A 23,669-nucleotide genomic window follows, 5' to 3' on the forward strand; every position below is an offset into this window, starting at 1 on the left:
TATGGGCGCTCTGTTGGCTCACGTCCCACCTTCCGCCCGTCACACAGTTCGTCACGCGCTCAGCCGCTTCGCGGTTCCGTGCCATACATGCGGCGCGACACATTCATTACGGCCGTGTCACACCTCGCACACATTGCACGCGACCCCCAGATCGTCCCCTGCTGTCCTTTACATCCGACTGGTATTTTCGTTCTCTCCTGCCCGTTGACAGGAACGCCTGACCGTACGATTGCCGAATCCCGGGGGAGAACAACAGTGGCTCGCTGCGCTCCGATCACCGCCGCCACGCTCACCGCATGCGCGGCCCTGTTGCTGACCGCTTGTGGCGGCAACGACAATTCCTCGTCGGACAAGATCAAGGGCGCGGGCGACGCCTCCAAGAGCCCCTCGGCGTCCGTCTCCACATCACCGGACACCGCCCGGCCGAAGATCACTATCCCGAATTCCTTCCAGTTGATCTTTCAGGGCTGGACCAGCGGCGACCCGGATGAGCAGGCCGTACTCAATGACGGCAAGGAGCAGGTCAGAGCAGGGTATGCGGCGATCACCGCGAACAATCCCGACGCCGGCTACCTCACGTTCTACGACACCGCGTCAGGCCTTTCCCAGGACCGGAAATGGATCAGGACGTACACCGACAAGAATCTGACGGTCATCGGCAAGGCACCTGTCTTTGACGCCAAGGCCGACCTGCTCGGAAGCAACAGGACCCGCGCAACGCTCAGTTACTGCATGGACGAGAGCAAGGCGTCGTCGAAGAACCGCAAGACCGGGAAGACCGAGGGCAATCCCCCCGGTACGGATCCCGAGGTGTTCTACACATCCACCCTTCAGAAGAGCGCAAAGGGTGTGTGGCAGACCGTTTCCGTCGAATCGAAGAGGGGCGGGTGCTCTTCATGAAGCCATTGCCCACGATGGCGGCCGTTGCCGTCACCTCGTTCGCAGCGATAGCCGTTACCTCGGGTCCTGCGCACGCCATCGGTGGCGGAGGCACGAAGGGCGGCTCCGACAGCCACGGAAATATCAGCGCCTCCGCCAAGCACTCGCAGATCGTGATCTCGTACCCCAAGGGCGGCAGCAAGGGCAGGACCGGCAGTCTCGCGTCGATCGACCCCAACTGGAAGCCCCCGGCCTGCTGGTACGAGCCTGTCTTCACGCCCGAGGGCCTGAAGGACTTCGTCACGTCGTCCGGCGGTGACGGAGATGTCGGCATCCATGAGTCGTGGTACGGCACGAAACTCTGGACCGACCACTACAAGGACGGCAAAACCGAGACCAATATGGACGACAGCCAGTCCACCGCAGCCGGTTACAAGAACTACAACACCGGCAAGGACGGCTACTTCTGGCGCAGCGTAGCCCCGGACGACTCGGCGCACGACTCCTGGGACTGCGGCCGCATCATGTTCTGGCAGGACGGCCACAGCGTGCCGAAGGTCCCGCACACCCCCACACCCAAGATGCTCGCCGACTACGCCTACAACCAGGTCAAGGTCCCCGAGACCGACATCGAACTCAAGCCGGAAGCCAAGTCCACAGTCAATCTCCCCACCTGGATCTGGCTGGACAAGGGCACTTTCAAGGACGTCGTCGTCCGCGCCGCGCTCCCCCACACCGACCTCTGGGCCGAGACCACCGCCAAGCCGGTGAGCCTCCACCTCGACCCCGGCACCGCTGACGCCGACACCTTCCCCGCGTCAGGCACCTGCGCGTTCAACAAGGACGGCTCGATCGGCACCCCGTACAAGACGGGCGACGCCGAACAGACCCCGCCCTGCGGGATCGACTACCTGCACGCGACGAACGGCACCCCGTACCGGCTCAAGGCCTCGATCACGTGGAAGATCTCCTGGCGGGGATCCGGCGGCGCACGCGGCGACCTGCCCGACGGCACCTTCGAGACCACCCAGGACATGAACGTCCAGGAGATCCAGGCCATCAACCGCTGAGCGCGAGGTGCCCCCGGCCCGCCGGCGTGGCCGTGGTCCACGAGCTACTGGTCCGACAGCCCCGGACACCCGAGGAAAACAGCTCAGCCGGTGACGGACTCAGCGACCGACGAACCGTGCACCGTGATCGAGCTGCTGTAGAACATGCCGGTCAGGATCGGCTCATACGTGAGCTGGACCGTCACCTCGACCCGCTGGGCGTTGGCAGCCGTGCAGTGCGATCCGGCGATGTCCGGTCCTGACATCCCCATCTCCACGGCGAAGGCACGCACCCGGGCATCACAGTTCTGGTAGTTGATCGGCGCTGCGCCGCCCTGATTCCGGTAGAGGGCTTCCAGGTCGACGTCCTGCGCCGCGTACCGCGCCGCCTGTTCCGCGATGTCCGCGGCGCGTTCGCGCTGCGAGATCGACAGCCCGCCGTCGACGACGAAGGCGGCCAGCGAGAGGAACAGGAACGCGAAGATGATGACGGCGCCGGCACCCGAGCCGCGGTCGTCGAGACCGGCCCGACGGGCTTCGATCCATCCGGTCAGTGCGCTCACTGCGTCCTCCGGTACGGGTCGATCGGCGAGGTGGAGTGCCCCTTCAGGGTGGTGGGGATGTCCAGGCCCAACATCGCGAGGCCGCGGATCTGACAGCTCACATCGACGGTGAAGAATCCGCCCTTGACGAAGCCCTTGGCGCTCACCGTCACCGGCCCCGAGCAGACATCGGTGAGGTCGGCCTCGGCCGCCCTGCGGGCTTCGGCCATGGCGACAGGCCCGTCCTTCTGGATCGACCCCGCGCGGGCGGCGTCACGCGCCGCGCTGTCGACCGCGCCACGGCCGTCGACCAACTGCCCGAAGCCCACCAGGACCAGAATGAAGAGCAGCATGATGGGGGCGAGGATGACCACCTCAATGGTCGATATCCCCTGGTCGCCCCCGCCGTTCAGGCGTCCGCGTACTCTTCCGGTGCGCAGGAGGTCCCCCGCACGCGCCGCCAGTACAGGCACCGTCCGTCGTAGGGCCTGCCCGGCCGACCCGGCCCGCCTGCCCCCGTCCGCCCCCGTCACTTGTCCTCCACGAACCGCTCGACCGGCCCCCGCGACTGTGCGTGCACCGTGAGGTCGAGCCCGGGGAAGACACTCGGCACCTTCGCGGCGATCTCCACGCCGACAGTGTCGGCGTCGGGGTTGAGCATGGTCACGTCCGGGTGCAGCACCAGCTTGGAGCCGAGCTGGTGGATGTAACTCTGCACCACGTCGCCGGCGTCCCCGCGCCATCCGCCCGGGTTCGCGTCCGCCTCGGCCCGCGCCTTGCGCGCACCCGCCTGGGCGGCGGCCTGAGCCACATGGTCGGCGAAGAAGTACAACGCGAACTGCACCGTCGCGAAGATCATGAAGAACAGGACCGGCGTCAGGAAGACGAATTCGATCGCGGTCATGCCGGAGTCGCCGCGGGCGGAGGCAGCCTCCACCCTGCGGCGTACGAACGCTCTGATCCTCTGACGCACCAATACCCGTTCAGTGACTCGGACTCGGGTGAACACGGTCGGGCCCGGCGATGGACCCGGTTGCGCGAATCAGCAGGTGCCGCTCGCGGTGGCGCCCTTGATGCAGTCGCCGACCTTGTTGGCGCCGTCGCTCAGCGCGGCGTTGATGATCGCGGCGACCACACCGACGATCGCCACGACGACCGCGGAGATGATGACCCACTCCACGGCGGAAGCGCCGCGGTCGGTGTCCTCGGAACGGGCACGCTCGACGCGCGCCTGCAGAAACGTAATCAGGAAGTCGACAGTCGGGTGACTGAAGCGGCGACCGAACATGGTGTGTATTCCTCTCAGGAGAAGCAGATGGGGCGGGATCAGACCTGGAAGACGCGCATCGCGGCCGGGTAGATCAGGAAGACCAGGAAGCCGGCACACAGGAGCAGCTGGGCAACAAGCATCGACTGCGACTTCTCGCCCGCCGCCCCCTCGATCTCGGCCATTTCGCGGTGCCGCATCGTCTCGGCCCTGGAGGCGAGCGACTCACGGACCTTCGCCCCGTCGTCGGCGACCAGTGCCAGCGACGACGACAGGTCCTTCAGTTCCTCGATGCCGAGTTCCTCGCCCAGCCGGCCAAGAGCGAGCCACTGGCTGGTGCCGGTGATGCGGGCGTCGGCGAGCGCGTTACGGATCCGGCGCAGCGCCCACCCGTCACTCACCTCGGCGGCCGCCATCAGCGCCTCGGGCAGACCGCGGCCACCGGCGAGGTTCATCGAGACCAGGTCGAGATAGGCGCCGATGACGCGTCGCAGGTCCTTGCGCTTGGCCGCCGCGTCCCGCCGGACCTCGAGATCCGGCAGGAAGAAGAAGAGCAACCCGAAGGCCAGCGCCAGCCAGACCGGGATGATCGGGCCGCTGCCGAACCCGATGGCCCAGCCGATGGCGAAGAGCATCGGGCCGAAGACCAGACCGGACACACCGAGCAGCACCTTGGTGGCCAGGAACCGTTCCCAGCTGCGGTCCAGGACCGCCAGGTCGGAGCGGAGCGAGCGCTGCTCCCACCCCTGCTGGATGTACAGCTCGGCGATCCGCAGGCCCACCTGGGCCCGCAGCGAGCCCAGGCGTCCGTCGTCGTGCTCGCCGGACTGGCCGCCCGGCCTCTCGTACCCGGAGCCGGCGGCCCGCAGCGCGTCGATGCGCTGCACCTGCGACACGGCGGAACGCTTCGTACGCGACAAAGCCCGTACAAGGGCGAAGACGCCGAGGCCGAGTACGGCCCCGATCAGTACGGGTGCGGTAAGAATGTCGATCATCGCGGCGCCCCCTGGCCGGTGTTGAACGGCGAGGCCTGCGGTGCCGGGTGGCCGCCCGGCTGCGGAGCCGGCTCGGGCCGTACGAACCGGACCTCGGGCTCGTCACGGACGAGGAACCGCTCCGGCGTCTCGATCACCGACAGCTTGCGCAGCCACCAGAAGCCGAGCGCGAACAGGCCGCACACACCGGCCAGTACGACTTGCCCCACCGCAGTCCCGTAGGGCTCGACGAACGACCGGTTGAAGACGGCGAGTCCGAGCACGAACGCCACCGAGACGACTACGACGATCTGCACGCTTCGCCGGGTCGACGAACGCTGCGCCATCACCCGGTGCCGCATGTCGATCTCCTCGCGCGCCGACTTGGCGAGCGCGCCGAGCACCTGGCGCAGACCGGGGCCGCGCAGCTTGGCGTTGAGGATGAGCGCGGCGACGATGATGTCGGCGGACGCGTCGTCGATCTCGTCGGCAAGATGCTGGAGCGCCTCGGGCAGCGGCATCCGCGCCCGCAGCCGGTCGACCAGCGCGTCCAGGTGGCCGCGCAGTGCCGGAGCCGCGGCACGGGCCGAAGCCGGGATGGCCTGCTCAAGACCGACCGCGCCCGCGATGGTGTCACGGAGCGACTCGGTCCAGCCGGCCAGCGCCTCGACCCGGCGCATCGCGGCCTTCTCCTGCGCGGCGCCGCCGAAGAGACGGTCCCAGAAGAAGACCAGCAGCCCGGCGGCGACACCGGCCACGGTCCAGCGCGTCAGCAACAGCACGACGAGTCCGACGCCGACCGCGATGGAACCGCGCCGGCCGATGAACTGTATGAGTTCCCGCTGGCGCTGCCCGCGCTGCGCCTTCACATGGCCCGGCTTCGGTTCGATGCCACGGATGGCGAGGATCAGCAGGGCGAGACCACCGCCCGCAGCGACACCGCACCCCAGTGCGTAGAGAAGCTGCGGATCGAAGAACCCGCCCAACGAGGAGATGCCATTCATACGGTCTCCTTCACCCCCAGACCCCGGAAGGCCGATAGCCGTGTGCGGCAAGGTCATCGAGACACGCCACCGGGGCGTGCGGCACGACGCGCCCGTCGGGCGTCTCGGCGAAGACCTCACTGGAGAGCACGCGCCCGTCCACGCCGTTCACCTCACGGACCGAGGTGACCGCACGCTGAAGGCGGCCGCCGCTCTCGAAGTTGTTGCGGCGCTGGACGAAGACGACGAAATTGACGGCTCCGGCGATGAGCATCTGACTGGCCTCGATGGGCAGCCGTTCGGTGGCCTGGAGCGCATAGGTGGAAATACGGTTGAAGACCTCGCTTGAGCTGTTGGCGTGGATCGTGGAGAGCGAGCCGTCGTTACCCTGCGACATCGCGTTCAGCATCGTCACGATCTCGTCGCCGAGCACCTCACCGACGATGACCCGGGAGGGGTTCATACGAAGCGAACGGCGGACCAGCTCGCCCATCGAGATCTGTCCGAGTCCCTCGGAGTTGGGCAGCCGCTCCTCGAACGCCACCACGTTGGGGTGCAGTTCGGGGAACTGGTCGAGCCCCAGCTCCAGTGCCCGCTCCACCGTGACCAGACGCTCCACCGGCGGAATCTCGTTGGCGAGGGCCCGCAGGAGCGTGGTCTTACCTGCGTTGGTGGCCCCGGCGATCATGATGTTCTTACGGGCCCGCACCGCGCAGGCCAGGAAGTGCGCCAGCTCCGGCGTCAGCGTTCCGTTCCCGACGAGGTCGGCCACGAACACCTTGCCCATCCGGGCACGACGGATGGAGAGCGCGGGTCGCCGCGCCACTTCCATGACCGCGGACAGACGGGAACCGTCGGGCAGCCGGAGGTCGAGCTGCGGGTTGGCGGAGTCGAAAGGCCGCGACGAGAGACCCGAGTACGCGCCGAGCACCTGGATGAGCTCGACGAGCTCCTCATCCGTCTCGGCGACCGGGTCGACGCGCGCCTCACGCCCGTCGGAGTATCCGACGAAGACCTGGTCGCAGCCATTGATGTCGATGTTCTCGACCTCGGGGTCGTCCAGCAGCGGCTGGAGCCGCCCGACGCCGAAGAGCGCCGCGTGCACCGCGGCCGCGTACTGCTCCTCGGTCTCCGCGTCGAACGGCGTGCGCCCGGCGTTGATCTCGGCGCGCGCGTACTCCTCGAGTATCTGGGCTATGACGGCGCGCGCGTACTGCCGCTCGTCCTCCCCGGACATCGGCGGCGTGTTGCTGACCTGGTCGACACGGCGCTGTTCCGCGATACGGTCACCGGCGTCCTGCCGGAACCGCTTGACCAGGCTGTGGTCGACGACGCTGCTCATCGACCTGCCCCGGCGTTCGGCTGCGACCAGGCCGCGCCGAACTGCTGGTACACGTCGGCGGCGACCTTACGGGCGCTGCGGATCAGCAACGACTTGTCGAGCCGTCCACGGCCCCGCCCGGACAGCAGTCCCGCGCCCGCCGTGTCGTGCGCGAGCGTCCCGATGACCCGGGCACCGGTCTGCGCGGCGACCAGCATGTCGTTCACCTGGTGCGCGAGCTTCGCGGACGCACCGGCCTCGACGACCAGCAGCACTCCGATGAGCGGGGTGGCCAGCTGCGACAGCCCCCGCTGTCCGCCGTGCAGTTGGGCGGAGAGCGCGGCGGCCCGGTCCCGTACCCGGGCGATGTGCTCGGGCTCGGCGCGGGAAACCAGCAGTACGAGGCTGGCCTGCGGCATCAGGTCGATCGCCGGCGACCCACCGGCGATGCGACCGCAGTCGGCGATCACATCGGCAGGCGCGTGCGGGGACTCCCCCAGCGTCGCGAAGGCGTGCCCGAGGGTGGGCCACACCCCGGCGAGCCCGGCGGCCTGCTCGGCAGACCCGAGCCCGACGAGCAGTTCAAGACCGCCCGACATGGGCTGTGCGTGGTCCCAGAGCTGATCGGCCGCGAGCCCGCGGCGGGCAGCGGCCGCGATGGAGAGCAGACCGGTATTGGGGTTGAGCGGCCCGCCGTTGGCACCGGTGGTGCGGTAGACGAGATCCCCGCCCGCCGGGTCGGCTTCGGCGAGCAGCGCCCGCCGGGGCCAGACAGCGGCGAGGGCAAGGGCGGCCGTGGTGACTCCGGGCGAACCCTTGTCTGCGGCGAGGGCGATGAGCGCCATGTCTTCTGCGTTCCTCTATGGGCTCTGGGGTCAGCCGTTGTTGGCAGGGACGAGCACCAGGGCAACTTCGCCGTTGGCGGCGGCCTGAGTAAGGGCAGCTGCGTCGGAACCATTGACGGTCAGGGTGACCGAACGGTTCCCGCTGCTGATCGTGCCGGATTCGGGCTTGTCGGCCGCATTGACCGTGGCCCGCTCGACGATGACGGCTCCGCCGGAGCCACCGGTCTGCGTGTTGCCGCCACTGCTGCTGCCGCTGCTGCCGGAGGTCTTGTCGCCCACGCGGTAGGCGGTGACGATGTCGCCGGCCTTGATGGCGTCGGGGTACTGGCCCTCCTTGAGGGAAAGGCCGACCACGGCCTTGCCCGCGGGGGTGCCCGATTTCGCGGCGAACATGTCACCGATGAGCACGCTGCCGCCCACCAGGTTGTTCTTCGCCTGCAGCCTCTCGAGGGTGTCCAGCTGCTTCCACGGGACGTAGTTGATGCCGGCGTCATCAGCGACCATGACCGACTCGACGTCCGAGTCGGTCAGGCTCTCACCCGCCTGGATGTCGTGGTCCTTCTTCAGTTTCACGACCTCGACACGGTTCCCGGCTCGCAGCACCAGCACCGTCGCGCCCAGCGCACCCACCAGAATCAGCAGCACGGCGAGCGCGGCAAGTGCTGGTTTGCGCTCACGTGTCACCGATGGAAGCCGCTCACCCGACGACTGTGGTGAGGGACCCCTGTGGTTACCCGCGCCCGTGCGCTCCTGGACCTTCACGCCGCTGCTCCCCGAATGTTTCTCTGCGACATAAGCGAGTCGACTTCGCCGCCATTTATCCGGTTCCGATTCCCAGGCCACCGGAGGCTGTCAAGTCATCGCACCGTAGCAGCAGCACATAAGCGCCTCAAGACGAGATAAGGATCGCGAACCTCACCCCGCTCATCAAGATCCGACCAAAACGGTCAGAAACGGCGGGCCTTGGGGAGCGTCGAAAGCTTCACGATATTTCCCCGATGCCGCATGATCGCTGGAACGTATCGGTTGCACCCGCCAAGGCTTCAAGGAGATTCGCGGATCGCGGCCCTACAACCCATACGTGGCACGGGAGTTGACGATGCACCCGCAAATCCGGACAGCTCTCGGTGCACGCATCACCCTCACAACTGCGACCGCGGACCGTCCGCTGGAGGGCGGGCGAGACCCGACGAACGCCACGCTCGACCCGGCGAAGGCGTTAGCCGGGGCGGCAAGCCATGCGGGACCGACGACCGCTCGCCCGAGACGCTCCGAAGTCCGTCGGCGCGAGAGATAGATGAAACATGAACCAAGCGTGACCAAGCCGGAACCTTCGGAGCGCCGGCCAGCAGCCGCACCTTCGCACGGCCTCACCACCAGCCGCTGAACTCCAGCCACCCTCGCCTCACGCATGCCATTTCGCCCGAAACGTCACACCGGTCCTGCCCCGAGTGACGAATTCGCTCTGGTGAAACCAAGTACCGCCCGGATAGCGTCAATTACCTATAGTCCGCAACCGCCCCACCGGGAGTCGCCCGTGAACCGCCGATCTTTGCCCGTTGCCGCCGCACTCGCGACCGCAGCGGCCCTCCTCCTGACCGCATGCGGCGGGGGCGGTGACAGCAAGTCCAAGGACTCGGACAAGATCGCGGGCGCGGACACGGGGGCTTCCAAGTCGGCCTCGCCCAGCGCGTCGGCTTCCACGGCCCCTGGCCGTCCGAAGATCGAGTTGCCGTCGGACCTCTCCTACACCTTCCAATGGCCGAAGACCGGCGACAAGGACAAGGACGCAGTCCTGTCCGACGGCGAGCAATTCATCAAGGCCACCGACCTCGCCCTGGTCAATCAAAATCCCTTGGACAAGGCCTACCGCTTCTACTCAGAGGGGGAGGTGTCAGTTGCAACGCAGAAGTATGTACAAGAATACGTCGACGACAAGATGCGAATGACGGGGAAGTTTCGCTTTTACGGTGCGGACGTGCGGGTCGCTAAGGACGGGACCGCTACCTTCGTATACTGCGAGGATCAGGGCAAAGCATTCGATATCCACATCAAGTCGCAGAAAATCGAAAAGACTTCCGTCACGAAAAATAGCTACATCCTCTACAACACTGCGTTGCGGAAGAATGAACTCGGTGTCTGGGTCACCACAAAAATGATCAGCTTGAGGGGGAACTCGAAGTGCCAGCCCTAAATCGACCACGGACTTTGGCGCTATGTGTCGCCGGGGCCGCCATCCTCCTGTTGAACACCCCGCCGGCGCTGGCCGACGGTTCACACAACCAGGCCCCTCCACCTCCGCCCAAAAAGAATACCTCCGGCAAGACCGACGGGAACGGCAATCTCTCAGCCAGTGCCGGTGTGGTCTACGACAAAAGCAACAATGGCCAGGGGTCACATGCCGGGCCGATCGCTCCTCAGGGCAACTGGACCCCGCCTCCCTGCTGGTACGCGCCCAAGTACACCCCTGCCCAGCTCAAGGCCTATCTCGAACCCATCTGGGGAGCCGAGTCCACCGGCTACGAATGGGACGCCAAACAGCGCAAGCACTACGCAGACGGCGACGCGAAAGACGGCGACTACAAGGACTTCAACAAGGCGAAAACAGGCAAGGGCTACTGGTGGGACTCCTACGTGGACGACACGCGTATCGGAGAACCAGGCGCACTGGCCTGCGACAAACCCCCTTTCTGGGTGGACAAGGGCGACCCGCCCCCGGCTGACGTGCCGCAGGCCATCACCCCCGAAATCCTTTCGCAGCTCGCCTACGCCGAGATCCGAGTCCCGGACACCAAAGTCACCCTCGCCCCGGGCGGCGCCACCAAGGTGAACCTCCCGACCTGGGCCTGGCTCGACAAAGGCGACTTCAAGCCCGTCTCCGTCACAGCCTCCGTACCCGTCCTGAATATCTCGGCCACGACCACGGCCACCCCGGTCTCACTGAAAATCGAGCCCGGCACCGCCGACGCCGAGCTCTACCCCGCCTCCGGCGAATGCGCCATCAACGGCGACGGCTCCATCGGCACCCCGTACGCCAACGGTGACGCCGACAAAACTCCGCCCTGCGGCCTCACTTATCTCCGCGCCTCGGGAAACAACGGACCGTACAAGCTGAAAGCCACCATCACCTGGAAGATCAACTGGACCGGTACCGGTGGCGCCGGCGGAACCCTTCCCACCGGAACCTTCGGCACCACCCAGGACGTAACCGTCGACGAGATTCAAGCCGTCAACCGCTGACCATCACGGCGGCCCGCGCTCCCCGCCACCGCACCACGGCTCCTTGTCATAACCGGTGCGGCGGCGGGCGAAGTGCTCTCACGCAGGCCAGTCCGATCCCCTCAGAGCTGGACCGCAACGCCGCCCTCGCCTCAGCGCCGGTCCGGCGAAGCCCACCACTGCGATCAGTCCGAGAACCCCGGGCACCGCGTAGATCTCCCACGGCAAGCCGTATCCGTGGTAGCCGGCCTCGCCCTGGCCGCGGTGAAATCCTGAGTGCCCGTACGCAGTCCACAAAGCCGTGGCCGGTCCCGTCACGCCGTCACGTTGCCGCCGGATCGTGGAGTGCCGACCGTCCTGCGCCCCGGCTCGCGCCCTACCCCGACTGGGGGTGGGGGTTTACTGACTGCCCGGCGCCCGTAAGGGACACGGGAGCGCCCTGGCGCGGAGCCGCGAGCCGGCGATCCGCACTACGCCCCCTCCCCCGGGCACCCCTTCTCCTCAGGAGTCATGCTCTGTGCCATCCACCGACCCGTTCCCACCCACCGAACCGACGCCGCCCACCGAGCCGATGCCGCCGAGCGATGCGGCCGAACTGCCTCCCCCGGACGAACAGCCCCCCTCCTGGCCCGAGCGACGCCCTGCAGGAGCCGTCTGGCGCGGTGCTGCCGTTGTCGTCGTCGCGGTGATCGGGACCGTACTCAGCGCCTGGCTGGCCGCCAAGCTGATCAGGTACGACAGCAGGTTGGTGACCGGCCCGACCGCACCGGCAGCGCTGATCGTGGGTGCACTGGTCGGCGCCTGGCTGCGCGCCCGGAACGCGTTCGTCCTGACATCCGTGCTCGCCACCCTGGTTGCCGCGCAGGCGACGGCCTACCTGCTCCACGACGGGCTGATCGACGCACTGCGCCGCAACCTCGTGCCTTCGGGATTCGCGGTCTTCGAGGAGTGGCTGGCAGGCGGCAGCACGGCCGTCGCCCTGGTCTGCATCGTCTGGGCGACAGTCAGCGGCTACCGGAACCCCCGCGATCCGCGGCCTGCTGACCAGCCGTCCACGAGCGGGCAGCCGGGCATCCGGCAGCGGTGAGCGGCCGGGGCAGCGTCAGTAATCACCTATCTGTCCGCCCCTTTCCCATTCACCCCTCTTACCGCCGGAACGCCCGTGTCGCTAGAGTTCGCTGAATGAGGGAACGGAACACAGGTGTTGAGCCGGCCGTCACGCCGCGCACGGCCCAGGGAAGTATCCGGCATGGCGCAGTGCGCGCCGTGTTCGCGCTGCTGGCCCTGACGATCGCTCTGCTGGCCCCCTCGGGTCCGGCCTCCGCCCGGGACTACACCGCGCCCGCCTCCGCCCAGGACGACACCTTCCCCGCCTCCCAGGCCGCTCACCTCGCCGGACTCCTGCGCACCGACCCGGTCTACGTGACCGACCAGCTCCCCCGGGACATCCCCCGCTCCATCGCCCCCGAGTTCGTGAAGGCCGCACGCAGAACCGGGGTCCCCACGTACGTCCTGGTGCTTCCCCGGCAGCTCGGCGGAGGGGGCTCGCTGCTCGGCGCCGTGCACGACCGGCTCGGCCGGGACGGCCTCTACGTGCTCGTCGACGACATGGGGGTCGCGGCGGCAACGGCTTACGGGGTCCGGGCCCCCGCGGACGACGCGTCCACCGTGGCTCTCTACGAACTCCCCTACGACGCCGGGCCGCTGCTCAGCTTTCAGCGCTTCACCGAGGTGATCGCCGAGGGGAGCACCGAGGCGGCGCAGCGGGCGGAGAAGGCGCGGAAGACATACAGCGGAGAGGATGGCAGTTCCCGTGAGCCGGCGGCGCTCTACATCGGGCCCACCGATCGGGACAACCAGTCGTTCCTCACCGGCATTCTGCTGACCGGGATCCCGCTGCTGATTCTGCTGCTCCCGCCCTACGTACGGCGCAGGCTCCGCCGCCGCGCGGAGCCGCCCGGGTCGTCCGGGCGGCCTGTCGGGCTCGCCAAGGTCCCGAAGCAGGCCAAGGCCCCCGCCGCCCAGGCGTCTGCGCGCTCCGTGCGGAGGCTGGTGCCACGGCTGATGGACGCGGCGTGCGCCCTGGTGGCTGCGGTCGTGGTCGTCCTGGTCACCCTGCACACCTTCGACCAGACGACATCCAGCGCGGCGCCCCCGCCCACCGCCGCCGACATGTCCGCGCGCGTCGACCGGGTCGCCGCCGGGCTGCGGCAGGACCCGCTGTACACCGACCCGGAAAGCCCGCGGCCGCTCGACACGGCCGAGCAGTCCGAACTGCGCAAACGTATGGGCACGTTCAGGGCGAATACCGGGCCGGTCTACCTCGCGGTGGTCCCGCAGCTCTCCGACGACGAGTCCGGCGACAACGCCGGGATCTTCAGCTCGGCGCTCCACCAGAAGGTGGGCAAGGACGGCGTCTACATCGTCGCTGACCCGCTGCGCGGCGATATCGCCGTCGAGAACTACGGACTCCGTCTCGATGACAGCCGGTTGTCCTTCGGCCTGCCCGCCTCCATCCGCTCCGACCACGACGACTCCGGTGCTTCCGACTTCCGGCTCGGCGCCCGCCTCGACCAGCTGATGACGCTCCTGGACAAGACACCCCGCACGTCCGGGCCGCACCATTCCGGTCCCGGCGCCGAAGAAGCACCGGATCCCGTCGAGGACAACACTCTGCACCCGCTGTTCTTCCGCAGCGACTTCTGGCCCGGCGTCTTCGTCGGCCTGCTTGCGGGAGCGGCGGCCTTCGGTGTCGCCGTCGCCGTCATCAGCGCCACCGGCGGTCTCATCGCACTTCGATCGAGACGGCACACCCTCCGCTCCGCCGCCGCTCCCGGCACCTACGACGCTCCGGCCGATCCCTCCGGTACCTATCTGCGCCGGACCGCGCGAAGCGAAATCACTCTCCTCGGAAGCGAGTTCGCGTCAATCCCGGAAAGCGTCCCCGATATGGTCCGCACCCGGGCCTGGGACTGCCTGGACGCTGCGACCCTGCTCGTCGACCGCGAACCCGACGGCCGGATCGGCGACGACGCCGGCCCGCCGGAACTGGCCGCTGCCATCGTGCTGGCCCGTGCAGGCCGGGCCGCGCTCGCGACCGGTGCCGTCGTCGACGCCTGCTGCTCGCTCAACCCCCTGCACGGTCCCACCGGCCGTAAGCACGAGGTGCGGTACGAGGTACGGGGGCGGAGCAGGCGCCGCAGCATCCCGGTGTGCGAACGGTGCGGCACAGCGTCCGCGTCCGCCGGACAACCGGGCACACCCGGCACTCTTCGCCTCACGCTGCCGGGGGCGGTGCGCGGCGAGCGCACGGCCTACGAGGAGGCGACGGGGCCGCTGCCCGCCGCACGTAACGGAATCACCCACCTTCTCGACGCCGTAAGGGAGTACGCCGGTGTCCAGTAACCCCGGGGGCCTCAAGCACACCCTCGCCGCCCCGCTCACCGCCGTACTGTCGGCGCTGGCTCTGGTCCTGCTTCCGGTGCACCCGGCCGCTGCGGATCAGCCCGGCCCCGGGGCGGCCATCGCGGCGAAGCTGCGCACGTCGCCGGTGTACGTCGACCCCGGGTACGCCGGTTCCGTACCGCCCGCCCGGCAGAAACGGCTCGTCGCGCAGATCGCCGAGACCGGGCTGCCGATCAAGGTGGTGCTGGTACCGCTGGTCAAGGGGGACAGCTTCAACGGCGAGGCCGACAACCTCCAGGCGGTCGTGCGCGACCATCTGGGTGGGCGCGACCTCATCCTGATCACCACATCCGCGGACACCGGCTATCTGAGCGGCCGGGAGTGGCCGGGCGACACGCATCAGACGCGGGACGCCGTTTCGGCGGTCGGTTTCCTCGACGACATGAAGGACGCGGGGCTGGCCGATCAGGTCGCCAAGGCGATCGAACTGGTCAAGCAGGGCAACGGGACCCAGGTGTACAAGGACGCGACCGCCGACCCGGGCGGTTCCGCGCCGGAACCGGCCCACAAGCCGAAGAACGGCGGCGCCCCCTGGCTGGTGATCGCCGTCGCCGCGGTGGCCGCGCTCGGACTCGCGGGCGGCCTGCTGGTGTTCGTACGCCGCCGCACCCGCCGCCACGCGCCGGGTTCGCCCTTCGCCTTCCCGAAGGCGGTGTTCGCGGCCGCCCGGTCCGCCGACGAACGAGCCCTGCGCAGGCAGGCGGACGCCGAGGTCATCGCACTCGGCGAGGCGGCCCGGACCGCCCCGGATTCCCTGCCCGGCCTGCCGCGCGCCCTGGACGCGTACGCCGCGGCCGGCAAGGTCCTGGACGCGGCCCGCGGACTGCCCGACCTGGCCGGCGTCCTGGCCCTGGTCACCGAAGGCCGTGACGCCCTGGCGGGGCGCTCCCTCTCCGCGCACCCGCTCTGCTTCTTCAACCCCCTCCACGGCCGGGCGACCCGCCGTATCGACTGGCGCCCCCTGGGCCGCCGCGACCGGCTGAACGTGGCGGCCTGCGACGCCTGCGACCGAGCGGTGCGCACCCGGCGCGCGCCGGAGGTGCTCACCGCTGCGGAGTCGCGAGGCGGCCCCGAGATCCCGTACTTCGAGATCCCGGCGGACCGGAGCGTCTGGGCGGCCACGGGGTACGGATCACTGGTGCGGTCCGACGAGGACGGAATGGCGGCGCGGGTGGGGCGGGGGGAGTTCTCACGGGGGGCACGGAGGCCATAGGCGGATGGGCTGCCCACCGACCACCCGGCGATCAGTCCTCCTGGGCGGTGTAGAGGACCAGGTCCAAGCCGTTGCCCCGGACGGCAAGCAACAAGTCGAATGTCGCATCCGTGACCGAGTGCCAGGACCTGCCATCGCCGGGAGAGCGGAACATCGGCAGTGGGTGGTCCCCGTTGCTGTACCAGTGCGCGTCCGGGCCGAGTGCCTCGATCACGTCGTTCTCCAGCGATCGGAGTTTCGGGTCGTCCATCAGGTCGTTCTCTTCGCTGCTGCCGTATGCCAGATCACAGGCCAGCGCGCCAACGACCCAACCGGTCGCCTCAGACGAGGTGAAGGTCCGGAACAGACGCCCGGTCAGCTCAGGAGCATCCGCGACCTCCAGATGCCCGCCCGGCCGAAGCAGCTTCCAGCACACCTCTCCGATCGAGAGCCTGGGCGCCTCGGGCAGCAGCGCCGCAACGTTCATCCCCCCGCCTCTGCCGACCCCGCACCGCGCCACCCTGTTCTTCAGTGACGACTTCTTCTTCGCCATGCCGACTCTCCCCCGCCTGCCCACTCGTTACCGGGTCCCGTGCGTACGGACCTGTCCGACCGTAACGGGCGGTGTGGTCACGCGGCAGCGCAGGAGATAGCGTCTGGGTTCTCCAAGCCGTCAACCGTCGAGGCGAGTCCGGACATCATGTACATAGAGAAGGCGCCCAAAACCTGGTCGGCCATCTGCATCGCGCTCTACCTGGCGGGTATCGCCGCCATGGCTCCGGACACCTTCCCGGACGAGATCGGCCTCTGGTTCGGCCTGTCGGCGCTCTTCCTGCTGATCCTGCTGCCCTGTCTGGCCATCCCGATCTCCAAGGTGATCTACCACCGGATCCGGATCCACCAGGAAATCCTCCGGGTCGGCCGCGAACGCATCCCGCTCGGCGACGTGGACCCGGTCTCCGTGCACACCGCACTGCAGGGCGCGAACCCCACACCGATGCAGCGCTACGCGTCGTCGGCGGGCACCATCGACGCGCCGGTTCCTGGTCTCCGGGCTGCCGATCGCGGGGCGCCGCGCCTGGTGGGTGGCGGCTGGTCCGTCCCCATGGGCATGGACAGCGTGGTGATCTCCACCCGGCAGGGCGAGCAACTCACCATCGCCACCCGCGACCGGAGTGCCTTCCTCAAGGCATTGGCCGACGCGACTGCGGGGACGGGGCAGTTCTGACAGTCGGCCCTGGCAGATTCGGATCCGCAGGCCCCTGTACGCCGCGGACCGCGAGTTGTCCCCGACACGGGGCCGTTCCGGCCGACAGGGCAGAGGTTAGGGTCGAGCAGTCCCGTTCATCGGATCGGCCTGGGAGGCAGGAGTGGCGTTCGGTAGAAAGAAGGTGGCTGAGGAGCCACCCGTGGAGCCCGTCGCATGGGCGTCGGTCCATGAGTTCGTAATCGGTTCCGTCGAGCGCCCGAAGACGGCTAAGCGCACACGTTCCGGGTTCGGTCCCCGCGCCGTACGTGTACCGCAGGGCGATAAGGACATGTGTGTCCTGGCCCCCTGCGCCTATGTGGCCACGTCGGAGAAGCACTCCTTGCCATCCGCCCCGGCGCTGACGCTGTACGAAGACGTCGACCAGCAGCGTCTGCTCTGCTACGTCGAGACACCGCAGGAGCTCGACGGTGAGCGGCACCATGTGGTGCGCGATGCCCAGGACCAAGTCATCGGCACCCTGCGGCGCGTACCGCCCAAGCGACCCTTCAAGCACACTTGGCGCATCGATCAGCCGGGCCACCCCGAGATCGTCGGGCGCAACGAACTGGCCAGCGGCAGCGCCAAGGAGGTGGCGGGCCGGGCGGCGGGCCGGTTCGTTTCCGGTGTATTCGACGACATGCTCAATCCGGGCGAAGGCGATTCGCCCACTAAGTACCGGTCACTCGAGTGGCGATCCGGTGACGACATCGTCATCACGTCGGAGGGCAGCACCAAAGTCAACGTCCGGGCCGACTGGGTGGATCGCCGACTGGCCTTCGCCTTCGCGCTCATCGGGGACAACTGACCCCGCGTGTCGGGCCGCTGCCCATCTCCTCACCCGTCCCCGTCGCTCCATACGAGCGAATACCTTGCGTATTCTGAAACCGGTGCGGGCTGGTCCCGCGTCTGGAATGCCAAAAGGCATGAGGGGGACAGAGATCATGAGGATGGCCAATCCAGACGATCTGGATCAGCTAGCCAAGCTCCTAGACGGCAGGGGCGGCACACAGGACAAATTGGACGAAGCGTTCACCCGGGCATCAAAACTCGGAGTGTCCGGCCACCTGACTTCCCTCAAGCCGCTGCGTTCATGGACCTCGGACGCCGGGCCGGACCTCCGCAAGCGAGCCTCCATCGCCCGGCTCGAGAGCGGCGACCCCGAGGCCGGCATGCGCTGGGCGGGATTCTCGCCGAAGGAATTGGACAAATACCTCAAAGACCACAAAGGCAAGGGGCTTACGCCGGACGAGATCCTGCTCGCCAACTCGGTCGCGGCCAGCAAGGATCCCAAAGCATCGGTCTTCAAGAGGAAGTCCAACGAGTCCCTGAACGACTGGATCAGCCGAATAAAGACCCACGCGCTGGAGCAGATACCCGGACTCGAGCCGCACGCGGCGACCATTGTCAGCATCATGGACCTGTACGGCGACTGGAAGTCAGTCGGCGGCACCACAGCCGTTGTGACCATGCAAGGGACCGCGCTGACCAAGGTCCTGGTCGGCAACTCCCTCAAGCAGGGCGTACTCATGCCCTGGAAGAACCGTATCGGCACCGTGCTCGCAGGCCGCAACAACCGTCTGCTCAAGTGGTCCGGCAACAAGATCGTCGCGTACACCCCGAAGATCCGCTCGCTCGGCGCCCCGGGCAGCTGGTTCCCCGGCAAGCTCAGTCAGTGGGCACAGAAAATCCCTGGCACGAAGGGCGTGGTCGCTGACTGGACGGGCAAGGGCTACGACGCAGTACGCGGCCTGTCCATCATGAAGTCGCCCGTCTGGAAGGGCGTCTCGGTCAACAGGGCCATCAACTTCCTGGTGGGCTCGGATTCCCTGGCCACGCGGTACGGAGGCCTGACCCACTCTGGTCAGGTTGTGGGACGGGCAGGCAACGCCAACCTGTTCAAGGTCTCCGCCAACATCTTCTCGAAGGCGCGCGACCTCAACTTCAGCCGGACCGCATCACTGACAAAGGGACTTGCGGGCGCCAGCAAGGTCTCCGGTGCGCTCAGGGGTGTGGGCATCGTCGGCAGCGTCGCTGCCACAGGGTTCAGCGCAGCGAACGTGATCGCCCAGGGCAATCCCGTCGAAGCCTTCAAGAAGAAGGGCGCCGGCTACGTCGCGGACGTCGCGGAGGTCGGCTTCAACGCCTCGATGACCGCAGCCATGATCGCCCCCAACCCAGTCACCATCGGCCTTGCTATTGGCTTCGGTGTCGTCTACGGCGGCGCGAAGATCGTCGAGCACTGGGACGACATCACCAAGGGCGCGGGGAAGGCCGCCGACTGGGTCGGTGACAAGGCATCGGACATCGGGGACGGAATCGCTGACGGGGCGAAGAGTCTTGCCAAGCATGCGAATCCGATGAGCTGGTTCTGACGCGGGGCCGCGGCGGCGAAGGCCGGCGCGGCCTCCCCTGATTCGGGCGGGGCCTCCATTCCGGGCGAGGCTCGCCTTCCTACGCCCCTCGTGACGATGGCGTCCGGGCTGCATGTGCAGATCCGGTCGACCAGGTCCATGCCGTGCCGGAGCCCAGGCCGTTCACCCTGCTGCCCAGTACGGGCTCAAGCCATCCTTGCGGATCCTGGACCGGAATCACGCGCTGACCAACCCGGCTCGGCCTGTCACAACCCGCAGGATCGACCACGGAGTACGTCGCGTACTTGGCTGCGTCGGCGCGGAACACCCTGCAGGTATAGGCGGCGCCATGTCTGCGGTGGCCAGCGGTGCCGCGCCATCCGCGAGGGCTCAGGATCCGCAGATGCCCCCTCGGCCTTCTCCACTCCGGCGGCGTCGTCCATGCCCGTCACCTGGGTCGCCGTCCACTCGCAGGCACACGGCGTAACACAGCACTGGAGACGAGGTGAAGCGTGCATCTTTGGGCACCTGAAGAGCGGTCATCAAGGGATTCCTCGATGTCATGCCGAGCCCCCGTCGCGTTGCCGCCCGAACAGCAGTCCCCACGGCGCCAAGAGCTGTGCACCGACACTCGACAGCGCAGAAGTGTCCACTTCCTCCAATACAAGCGCGATCGCAAGGTCCACTGCATCGACCTCGCCTTCCGCACAACCGGCCTTCGTCACCCCACTCTTGGGTACATGCTTCCAATGCCCGATCGAAATGACGGCCCCCTCTCTGCGGAGCTGGGACTTTCTATTCACAGAAGAGTAAGTGTAAAAACGTTCACGGTGCGCGATCTCCAACCACCGCGCTCCTTTCCGCACCCCGTTCACCTTCAAGTCCAAGCCGACCACACTGCCATCCACACGCAGCCAACCGCCGTTCAAAGACGGCGCCCCTTTGGCACCGCCGCTGAACAAGGCCTCGGGGAACTGGACGCCACGTAGGATTACTTGCCTCTGGGACTCTTGCGCAAGTCGCCCTACAGGGCGAAATATGTTCACATCCCCGAACGGTCCGATGCGCCCACGACACCCGTAACCGTCATCTTCCTCAACAGGCTCAAGATCGAAATCAAAAGAGTTCACAAGGGCCTCTCATATAGCATTCATGGGATTTATGACTTTGGCTATCGCATGCGCCCCAGAAGCTAGTTCGGACTCCACCTCGGGGTTCTCATTCTTGATCCACTGACGTGTCGCGCGGGCGCCTCTTGCGATGTCGTCCCAATGCTCTACGGCCTTGGCGCCGACCCATGTCGCTCCGGTCACTACCGTAGCGCCCACGGTGTATTGATTTGGTGCGATCACCGCCATGGTGGAAGATGCATTAAACCCCAATTCTGCCCAATCTGCTATGTACCTACCCCCTTCCTCTCTGCTCCCAAAGTGCTGGTCAGGGTTTCCCTGCTTATATAGATTCACACCACTGTAGGCAGTGGAAAAAATTCCCCCGACCACCCCAGTCGCACGGAGGAATCCACCCGCTTTCCCCACCACCTTGAATGCCTCACCCAGGGAGCCCAGCCGGTTCCGTGAAAACAATCGAGAATCCTGGTATACGCCTTTCCCGATCTTCCACAGGCTGGCTTGAGCGGCACGGGCTGGGATCGCACCCGAATGCGTCAGGCCGCCGTACATGGAGGCGAGTCGATCGGACCCGACAAGGAAGTCGACTACTTTATTTCCCGTCATGTCAAACATGATCGACGATGTCATGAACCGACTGCGCCTAATGCAATCGAACCCTGCACCGATCTGGCGGCCGATAAAGGTACTTACAAACGGAATTCTATTTGCGTCGGTGTATACTCTGCTTCCGGAACCCAGAGCGCTGAGACTGCTGGGAAGCCAGCTACCTGGGTAGGCAATGGAACGTATCGCCGGATTCCAGTCCGCCAGTTCAGCACTCCACCTGCCCACCTGCGAGGGCAGCCACGAGTACCTTCGCGACAATGCCCTCAGATTCCTGGAAGCCCAGAGCCCTCCAGGCTTGAGCCACCCGCGCCCAATTGAATTCCCAATCAGGATTCTCGTTATGGCATGACCTCGATATATCGCTGCCCCGCCGTGAGAAAGCGCCCCGGTGATGTCACCGTAGATCCCTAGGGTTTGTTGTATTTTCTTCTCGTGGGATCCGAGGCCGGGTATCGAAGCCAAGGCATGTGCACGCAGGCGATCCACCCAATCATCGATGGATTCATTTTTCTTACGCCGGAAAGCAACCACTCTAGTATCATCGCTCGACGCCATGAAATTGGCCAACAACAAGACGTCGGGAGCAGTAAACAAAAGAGCTGCTTCCGCGATGTCCTTGGCTCCGAACCCTGCCCACGTGAGCCCCGCCTCATGGTCCCCGTTCTCAAGACGACCTATAGCAGCGCGCCTTCGGAGATCCGGAGCCGTCCTATGTGCCCATGACCGCATCGGTTTGAGCGCGGCCACGTTGTCGGTGACTCCAAGTCTGGAAGCCCGAGCGAATGCCTCATCGACATTTTCCAGTACGCCACGCCGGCCATCCAGGAGTGTGGCGAGTTGGTCCAGATCGTCAGGGTCTACGACTCTCATATTGCAACCGCCTCGTCACTTCGTGACTCACGAAACCTCATGTGCCCCGCACCGAAGAGCACAGTAAAACTCTCATGGGCAGGTCAGAGCTAAGCCTCGTCGATCAGATCCGCCTTGTCCGGCAGGAGGTCGGCGACCTTCTCCCAGAGTTCGCCGGCGTTGGACTTCACCAGCACCAGGACGCTCTCCGGCGTGACCTGGCCGGGCAGGATCGGCTCCTCGGGCTTCTCGCGGATCCAGTAGCCGCGATTGCCGCAGTCCCAGACGGCGAGAGCGCGGACCATGGCGGCGCGTTCATCATCGTGTTTGCCGTCCCAGGCAGTGGTGATGCGCCAGGTGGAGTTGATGGCAAGAACGAGCTTGGCGAACTGGGTGAGTTCGAGGTCCTTGAGGTTGCTGTCCGCTTCGACCAGGGCCTTACGGACAAGGTCGTTGGTCGCTTCCTCATCCACCCCGTCGCCCTCGCCGAGCGCGACGAACGCCGCGTCGAGGGCGCCCATCGTCGTCTCGATCCGGTCGACCGCCGGCTCTTCGCTTTCGCCGCTGCGGAGATTGACCTTCCGGGCCAGCTCCCAGACCAGGGTGCTCGGCTCCAGCGGGACGTACTCGGACTCTTCCTCACCCGGCCAGCCGTCATGCGAGATGACCGCGTTCTGACCGACGATGACTCCGTGGTTGACCGGGCCGTGTTCGCCGGTGACCTCCACGGTGATCATGACCATGGGCTCGGCCAGCGCGCCGAGCAAGTCGCGCATCAGCGGGGCGAGTTCTCCCTCCTCGCCGACCAGGCCGATCTGCTGCAGCTCCACCAGGGACGGCCACAGCTCGTCCGGTGGGGTCTCACCGTCCAGCAGATGCGCGAAGACTCCGATGTGGCGGTCGGCCAGCCTCAGACGGCCTCGGGAACTGTCGTACGAAGGCATCTCTGTCGTTTCCTCCCCCGGGCCCAAGAACGGGCGCACGGCTCACTTCTTGGGGTGTTGCAGATCCTTGGCCTCCTGCGAGGCCTTGTGTGCCTCGACACGGAGCGTCTTGGCGACCGTGGAGCACTTTGTGCGCCAGCTCTTCAGCTTGCCGCGCACGTCGTCCGCGTTCGGACCGGCCCATGTCTTCATCGTCTGGGTGCTCTGGGTGTGTGGCGGATCCACCAGCGATTCGATGTGGTCGGCCAGTGATCTCAGAGATGCGGCACGCGAATTAAGGTCCTGGATGTCCGGATTTCCCATAGCAGCCTCCCCCGCTGTCAAACGAACCGGCCACCAAGCATAGACGGAGCGCACCGGGGATCCTCAAGGGGTCGCGCCGACCAGGAGTGATATCACTCTCATCCTCCCCGCTGGTGGGCCCGCGCCTCACTCGCGCTGACCCTTTCCGGCTCGCTTTTGATGGCGGCCTCGATCAACGGCAGCAGGGCCCCCACCTGTTCGCCGAGTCTCTTGTGCCGCCCGGCAAGTTCGCGGTGCCAGGCCCGGGCATTCCTGCCCACCCAGACCTCGTCACCCCCGAAATCCTCGGCAGGCTTTTTCAGTGCCTTTCCGAGTGCTTCGATTTCCTTGGCCAGGTCTCCGCGAAGCTTTTCGAGATCTGCCTTGCGGGGGTTGGGGACTTTCGCTGGAGATTCCTCCACGCCCTCACCTCTCCTCTATGTACGGGCACAGGGGGCACGGACCTTACCAACTCCGGGACCCAGGCCGTTGGTTGCACACACGAGGACATCTTGCGAT

The 23,669-nt window shown here is 66.8% G+C and carries 25 protein-coding genes; 10 read left to right on the forward strand and 15 right to left on the reverse strand.

Annotated features, from left to right (window positions below):
• Positions 1-255 precede the first annotated feature (255 nt).
• On the forward strand, positions 256-900 hold the full coding sequence (locus tag OHS16_RS12750; RefSeq protein ID WP_328537300.1) for a hypothetical protein: 645 nt from the start codon (positions 256-258) through the stop codon (positions 898-900).
• Entirely contained in the window at positions 897-1,949 is a 1,053-nt protein-coding gene (locus OHS16_RS12755) for a hypothetical protein (RefSeq protein WP_328537301.1), read from the forward strand. Before OHS16_RS12750 ends, OHS16_RS12755 begins: the two co-directional genes overlap by 4 nt.
• 83 nt (positions 1,950-2,032) lie before the next feature.
• Here OHS16_RS12755 and OHS16_RS12760 read toward each other — a convergent pair whose 3' ends face one another.
• The 9 genes from OHS16_RS12760 to OHS16_RS12800 form a co-directional block, all read right to left on the reverse strand.
• Complete coding sequence (locus OHS16_RS12760; RefSeq protein WP_328537302.1) at positions 2,033-2,491, reverse strand: TadE/TadG family type IV pilus assembly protein; 459 nt, start codon at positions 2,489-2,491, stop codon at positions 2,033-2,035.
• Positions 2,488-2,910 carry a TadE/TadG family type IV pilus assembly protein gene (locus OHS16_RS12765; RefSeq protein ID WP_328540822.1) on the reverse strand — a complete coding sequence of 141 codons (423 nt, stop codon included), beginning with the start codon at positions 2,908-2,910 and terminating at the stop codon, positions 2,488-2,490. The genes OHS16_RS12760 and OHS16_RS12765 overlap by 4 nt, the downstream gene beginning before the upstream one ends.
• Before the next feature lie 89 nt (positions 2,911-2,999).
• Positions 3,000-3,374 (reverse strand): TadE family protein, encoded by a 375-nt coding sequence (locus OHS16_RS12770; protein ID WP_443042605.1) that lies wholly within the window; start codon positions 3,372-3,374, stop codon positions 3,000-3,002.
• 138 nt (positions 3,375-3,512) lie between these two features.
• Entirely contained in the window at positions 3,513-3,758 is a 246-nt protein-coding gene (locus OHS16_RS12775) for a hypothetical protein (RefSeq protein WP_328537304.1), read from the reverse strand.
• A gap of 38 nt (positions 3,759-3,796) precedes the next feature.
• The gene (locus tag OHS16_RS12780) at positions 3,797-4,732 is read right to left on the reverse strand and encodes a type II secretion system F family protein (RefSeq protein ID WP_328537305.1); all 936 of its coding nucleotides are present in this window, start codon (positions 4,730-4,732) and stop codon (positions 3,797-3,799) included.
• Positions 4,729-5,715 (reverse strand): type II secretion system F family protein, encoded by a 987-nt coding sequence (locus tag OHS16_RS12785; protein WP_328537306.1) that lies wholly within the window; start codon positions 5,713-5,715, stop codon positions 4,729-4,731. The genes OHS16_RS12780 and OHS16_RS12785 overlap by 4 nt, the downstream gene beginning before the upstream one ends.
• A 10-nt stretch (positions 5,716-5,725) precedes the next feature.
• Entirely contained in the window at positions 5,726-7,036 is a 1,311-nt protein-coding gene (locus tag OHS16_RS12790; RefSeq protein ID WP_328537307.1) for a CpaF family protein, read from the reverse strand.
• Positions 7,033-7,860, reverse strand: coding sequence for a hypothetical protein (locus OHS16_RS12795; protein WP_328537308.1), 828 nt, complete (start codon positions 7,858-7,860; stop codon positions 7,033-7,035). The genes OHS16_RS12790 and OHS16_RS12795 overlap by 4 nt, the downstream gene beginning before the upstream one ends.
• Before the next feature lie 30 nt (positions 7,861-7,890).
• A complete protein-coding gene (locus OHS16_RS12800) occupies positions 7,891-8,622 on the reverse strand; it encodes a hypothetical protein (protein WP_328537309.1) in 732 nt (243 codons plus the stop codon).
• Between the two features lie 775 nt (positions 8,623-9,397).
• On the opposite strand from OHS16_RS12800, the gene OHS16_RS12805 reads away from it, so the two are divergent.
• From OHS16_RS12805 to OHS16_RS12825, 5 genes are all read left to right on the forward strand, one after another.
• A complete protein-coding gene (locus tag OHS16_RS12805; protein ID WP_328537310.1) occupies positions 9,398-10,054 on the forward strand; it encodes a hypothetical protein in 657 nt (218 codons plus the stop codon).
• Positions 10,042-11,100, forward strand: coding sequence for a hypothetical protein (locus tag OHS16_RS12810; RefSeq protein ID WP_443042606.1), 1,059 nt, complete (start codon positions 10,042-10,044; stop codon positions 11,098-11,100). The genes OHS16_RS12805 and OHS16_RS12810 overlap by 13 nt, the downstream gene beginning before the upstream one ends.
• Positions 11,101-11,596: 496 nt before the next feature.
• Entirely contained in the window at positions 11,597-12,166 is a 570-nt protein-coding gene (locus tag OHS16_RS12815; RefSeq protein ID WP_328537312.1) for a hypothetical protein, read from the forward strand.
• A 95-nt stretch (positions 12,167-12,261) separates the two neighbouring features.
• Positions 12,262-14,484 (forward strand): hypothetical protein, encoded by a 2,223-nt coding sequence (locus tag OHS16_RS12820; RefSeq protein ID WP_328537313.1) that lies wholly within the window; start codon positions 12,262-12,264, stop codon positions 14,482-14,484.
• Positions 14,474-15,757 carry a hypothetical protein gene (locus OHS16_RS12825; RefSeq protein WP_328537314.1) on the forward strand — a complete coding sequence of 428 codons (1,284 nt, stop codon included), beginning with the start codon at positions 14,474-14,476 and terminating at the stop codon, positions 15,755-15,757. The genes OHS16_RS12820 and OHS16_RS12825 overlap by 11 nt, the downstream gene beginning before the upstream one ends.
• Before the next feature lie 31 nt (positions 15,758-15,788).
• Here the strand turns inward: OHS16_RS12825 and OHS16_RS12830 are convergent, their stop codons facing one another.
• Positions 15,789-16,289, reverse strand: coding sequence for a hypothetical protein (locus tag OHS16_RS12830; protein ID WP_328537315.1), 501 nt, complete (start codon positions 16,287-16,289; stop codon positions 15,789-15,791).
• Between the two features lie 147 nt (positions 16,290-16,436).
• Between OHS16_RS12830 and OHS16_RS12835 the strand changes: the two genes are divergently transcribed.
• The 3 genes from OHS16_RS12835 to OHS16_RS12845 all read left to right on the forward strand — a co-directional run bounded on the left by OHS16_RS12835 (position 16,437) and on the right by OHS16_RS12845 (position 19,357).
• Positions 16,437-16,964 carry a hypothetical protein gene (locus OHS16_RS12835; RefSeq protein ID WP_328537316.1) on the forward strand — a complete coding sequence of 176 codons (528 nt, stop codon included), beginning with the start codon at positions 16,437-16,439 and terminating at the stop codon, positions 16,962-16,964.
• A 181-nt stretch (positions 16,965-17,145) separates the two neighbouring features.
• Positions 17,146-17,790 (forward strand): hypothetical protein, encoded by a 645-nt coding sequence (locus tag OHS16_RS12840; RefSeq protein WP_328537317.1) that lies wholly within the window; start codon positions 17,146-17,148, stop codon positions 17,788-17,790.
• A gap of 136 nt (positions 17,791-17,926) precedes the next feature.
• A complete protein-coding gene (locus OHS16_RS12845) occupies positions 17,927-19,357 on the forward strand; it encodes a PE-PGRS family protein (protein WP_328537318.1) in 1,431 nt (476 codons plus the stop codon).
• A gap of 539 nt (positions 19,358-19,896) precedes the next feature.
• Here the strand turns inward: OHS16_RS12845 and OHS16_RS12850 are convergent.
• From OHS16_RS12850 to OHS16_RS12870, 5 genes are all read right to left on the reverse strand, one after another.
• On the reverse strand, positions 19,897-20,181 hold the full coding sequence (locus OHS16_RS12850; RefSeq protein ID WP_328537319.1) for a hypothetical protein: 285 nt from the start codon (positions 20,179-20,181) through the stop codon (positions 19,897-19,899).
• A 294-nt stretch (positions 20,182-20,475) separates the two neighbouring features.
• A complete protein-coding gene (locus tag OHS16_RS12855; protein WP_328537320.1) occupies positions 20,476-21,945 on the reverse strand; it encodes a PE-PGRS family protein in 1,470 nt (489 codons plus the stop codon).
• A gap of 89 nt (positions 21,946-22,034) precedes the next feature.
• Positions 22,035-22,868, reverse strand: coding sequence for a hypothetical protein (locus OHS16_RS12860; protein WP_328537321.1), 834 nt, complete (start codon positions 22,866-22,868; stop codon positions 22,035-22,037).
• Between the two features lie 42 nt (positions 22,869-22,910).
• Positions 22,911-23,171: a hypothetical protein gene (locus tag OHS16_RS12865; protein ID WP_328537322.1), complete on the reverse strand. Its 261-nt coding sequence runs from the start codon at positions 23,169-23,171 to the stop codon at positions 22,911-22,913.
• Positions 23,172-23,269: 98 nt separating this feature from the next.
• On the reverse strand, positions 23,270-23,572 hold the full coding sequence (locus tag OHS16_RS12870) for a hypothetical protein (RefSeq protein WP_328537323.1): 303 nt from the start codon (positions 23,570-23,572) through the stop codon (positions 23,270-23,272).
• Positions 23,573-23,669 lie beyond the last annotated feature (97 nt).

The organism is Streptomyces sp. NBC_00344 (genome assembly GCF_036088315.1).
GTDB lineage: Bacteria > Actinomycetota > Actinomycetes > Streptomycetales > Streptomycetaceae > Streptomyces.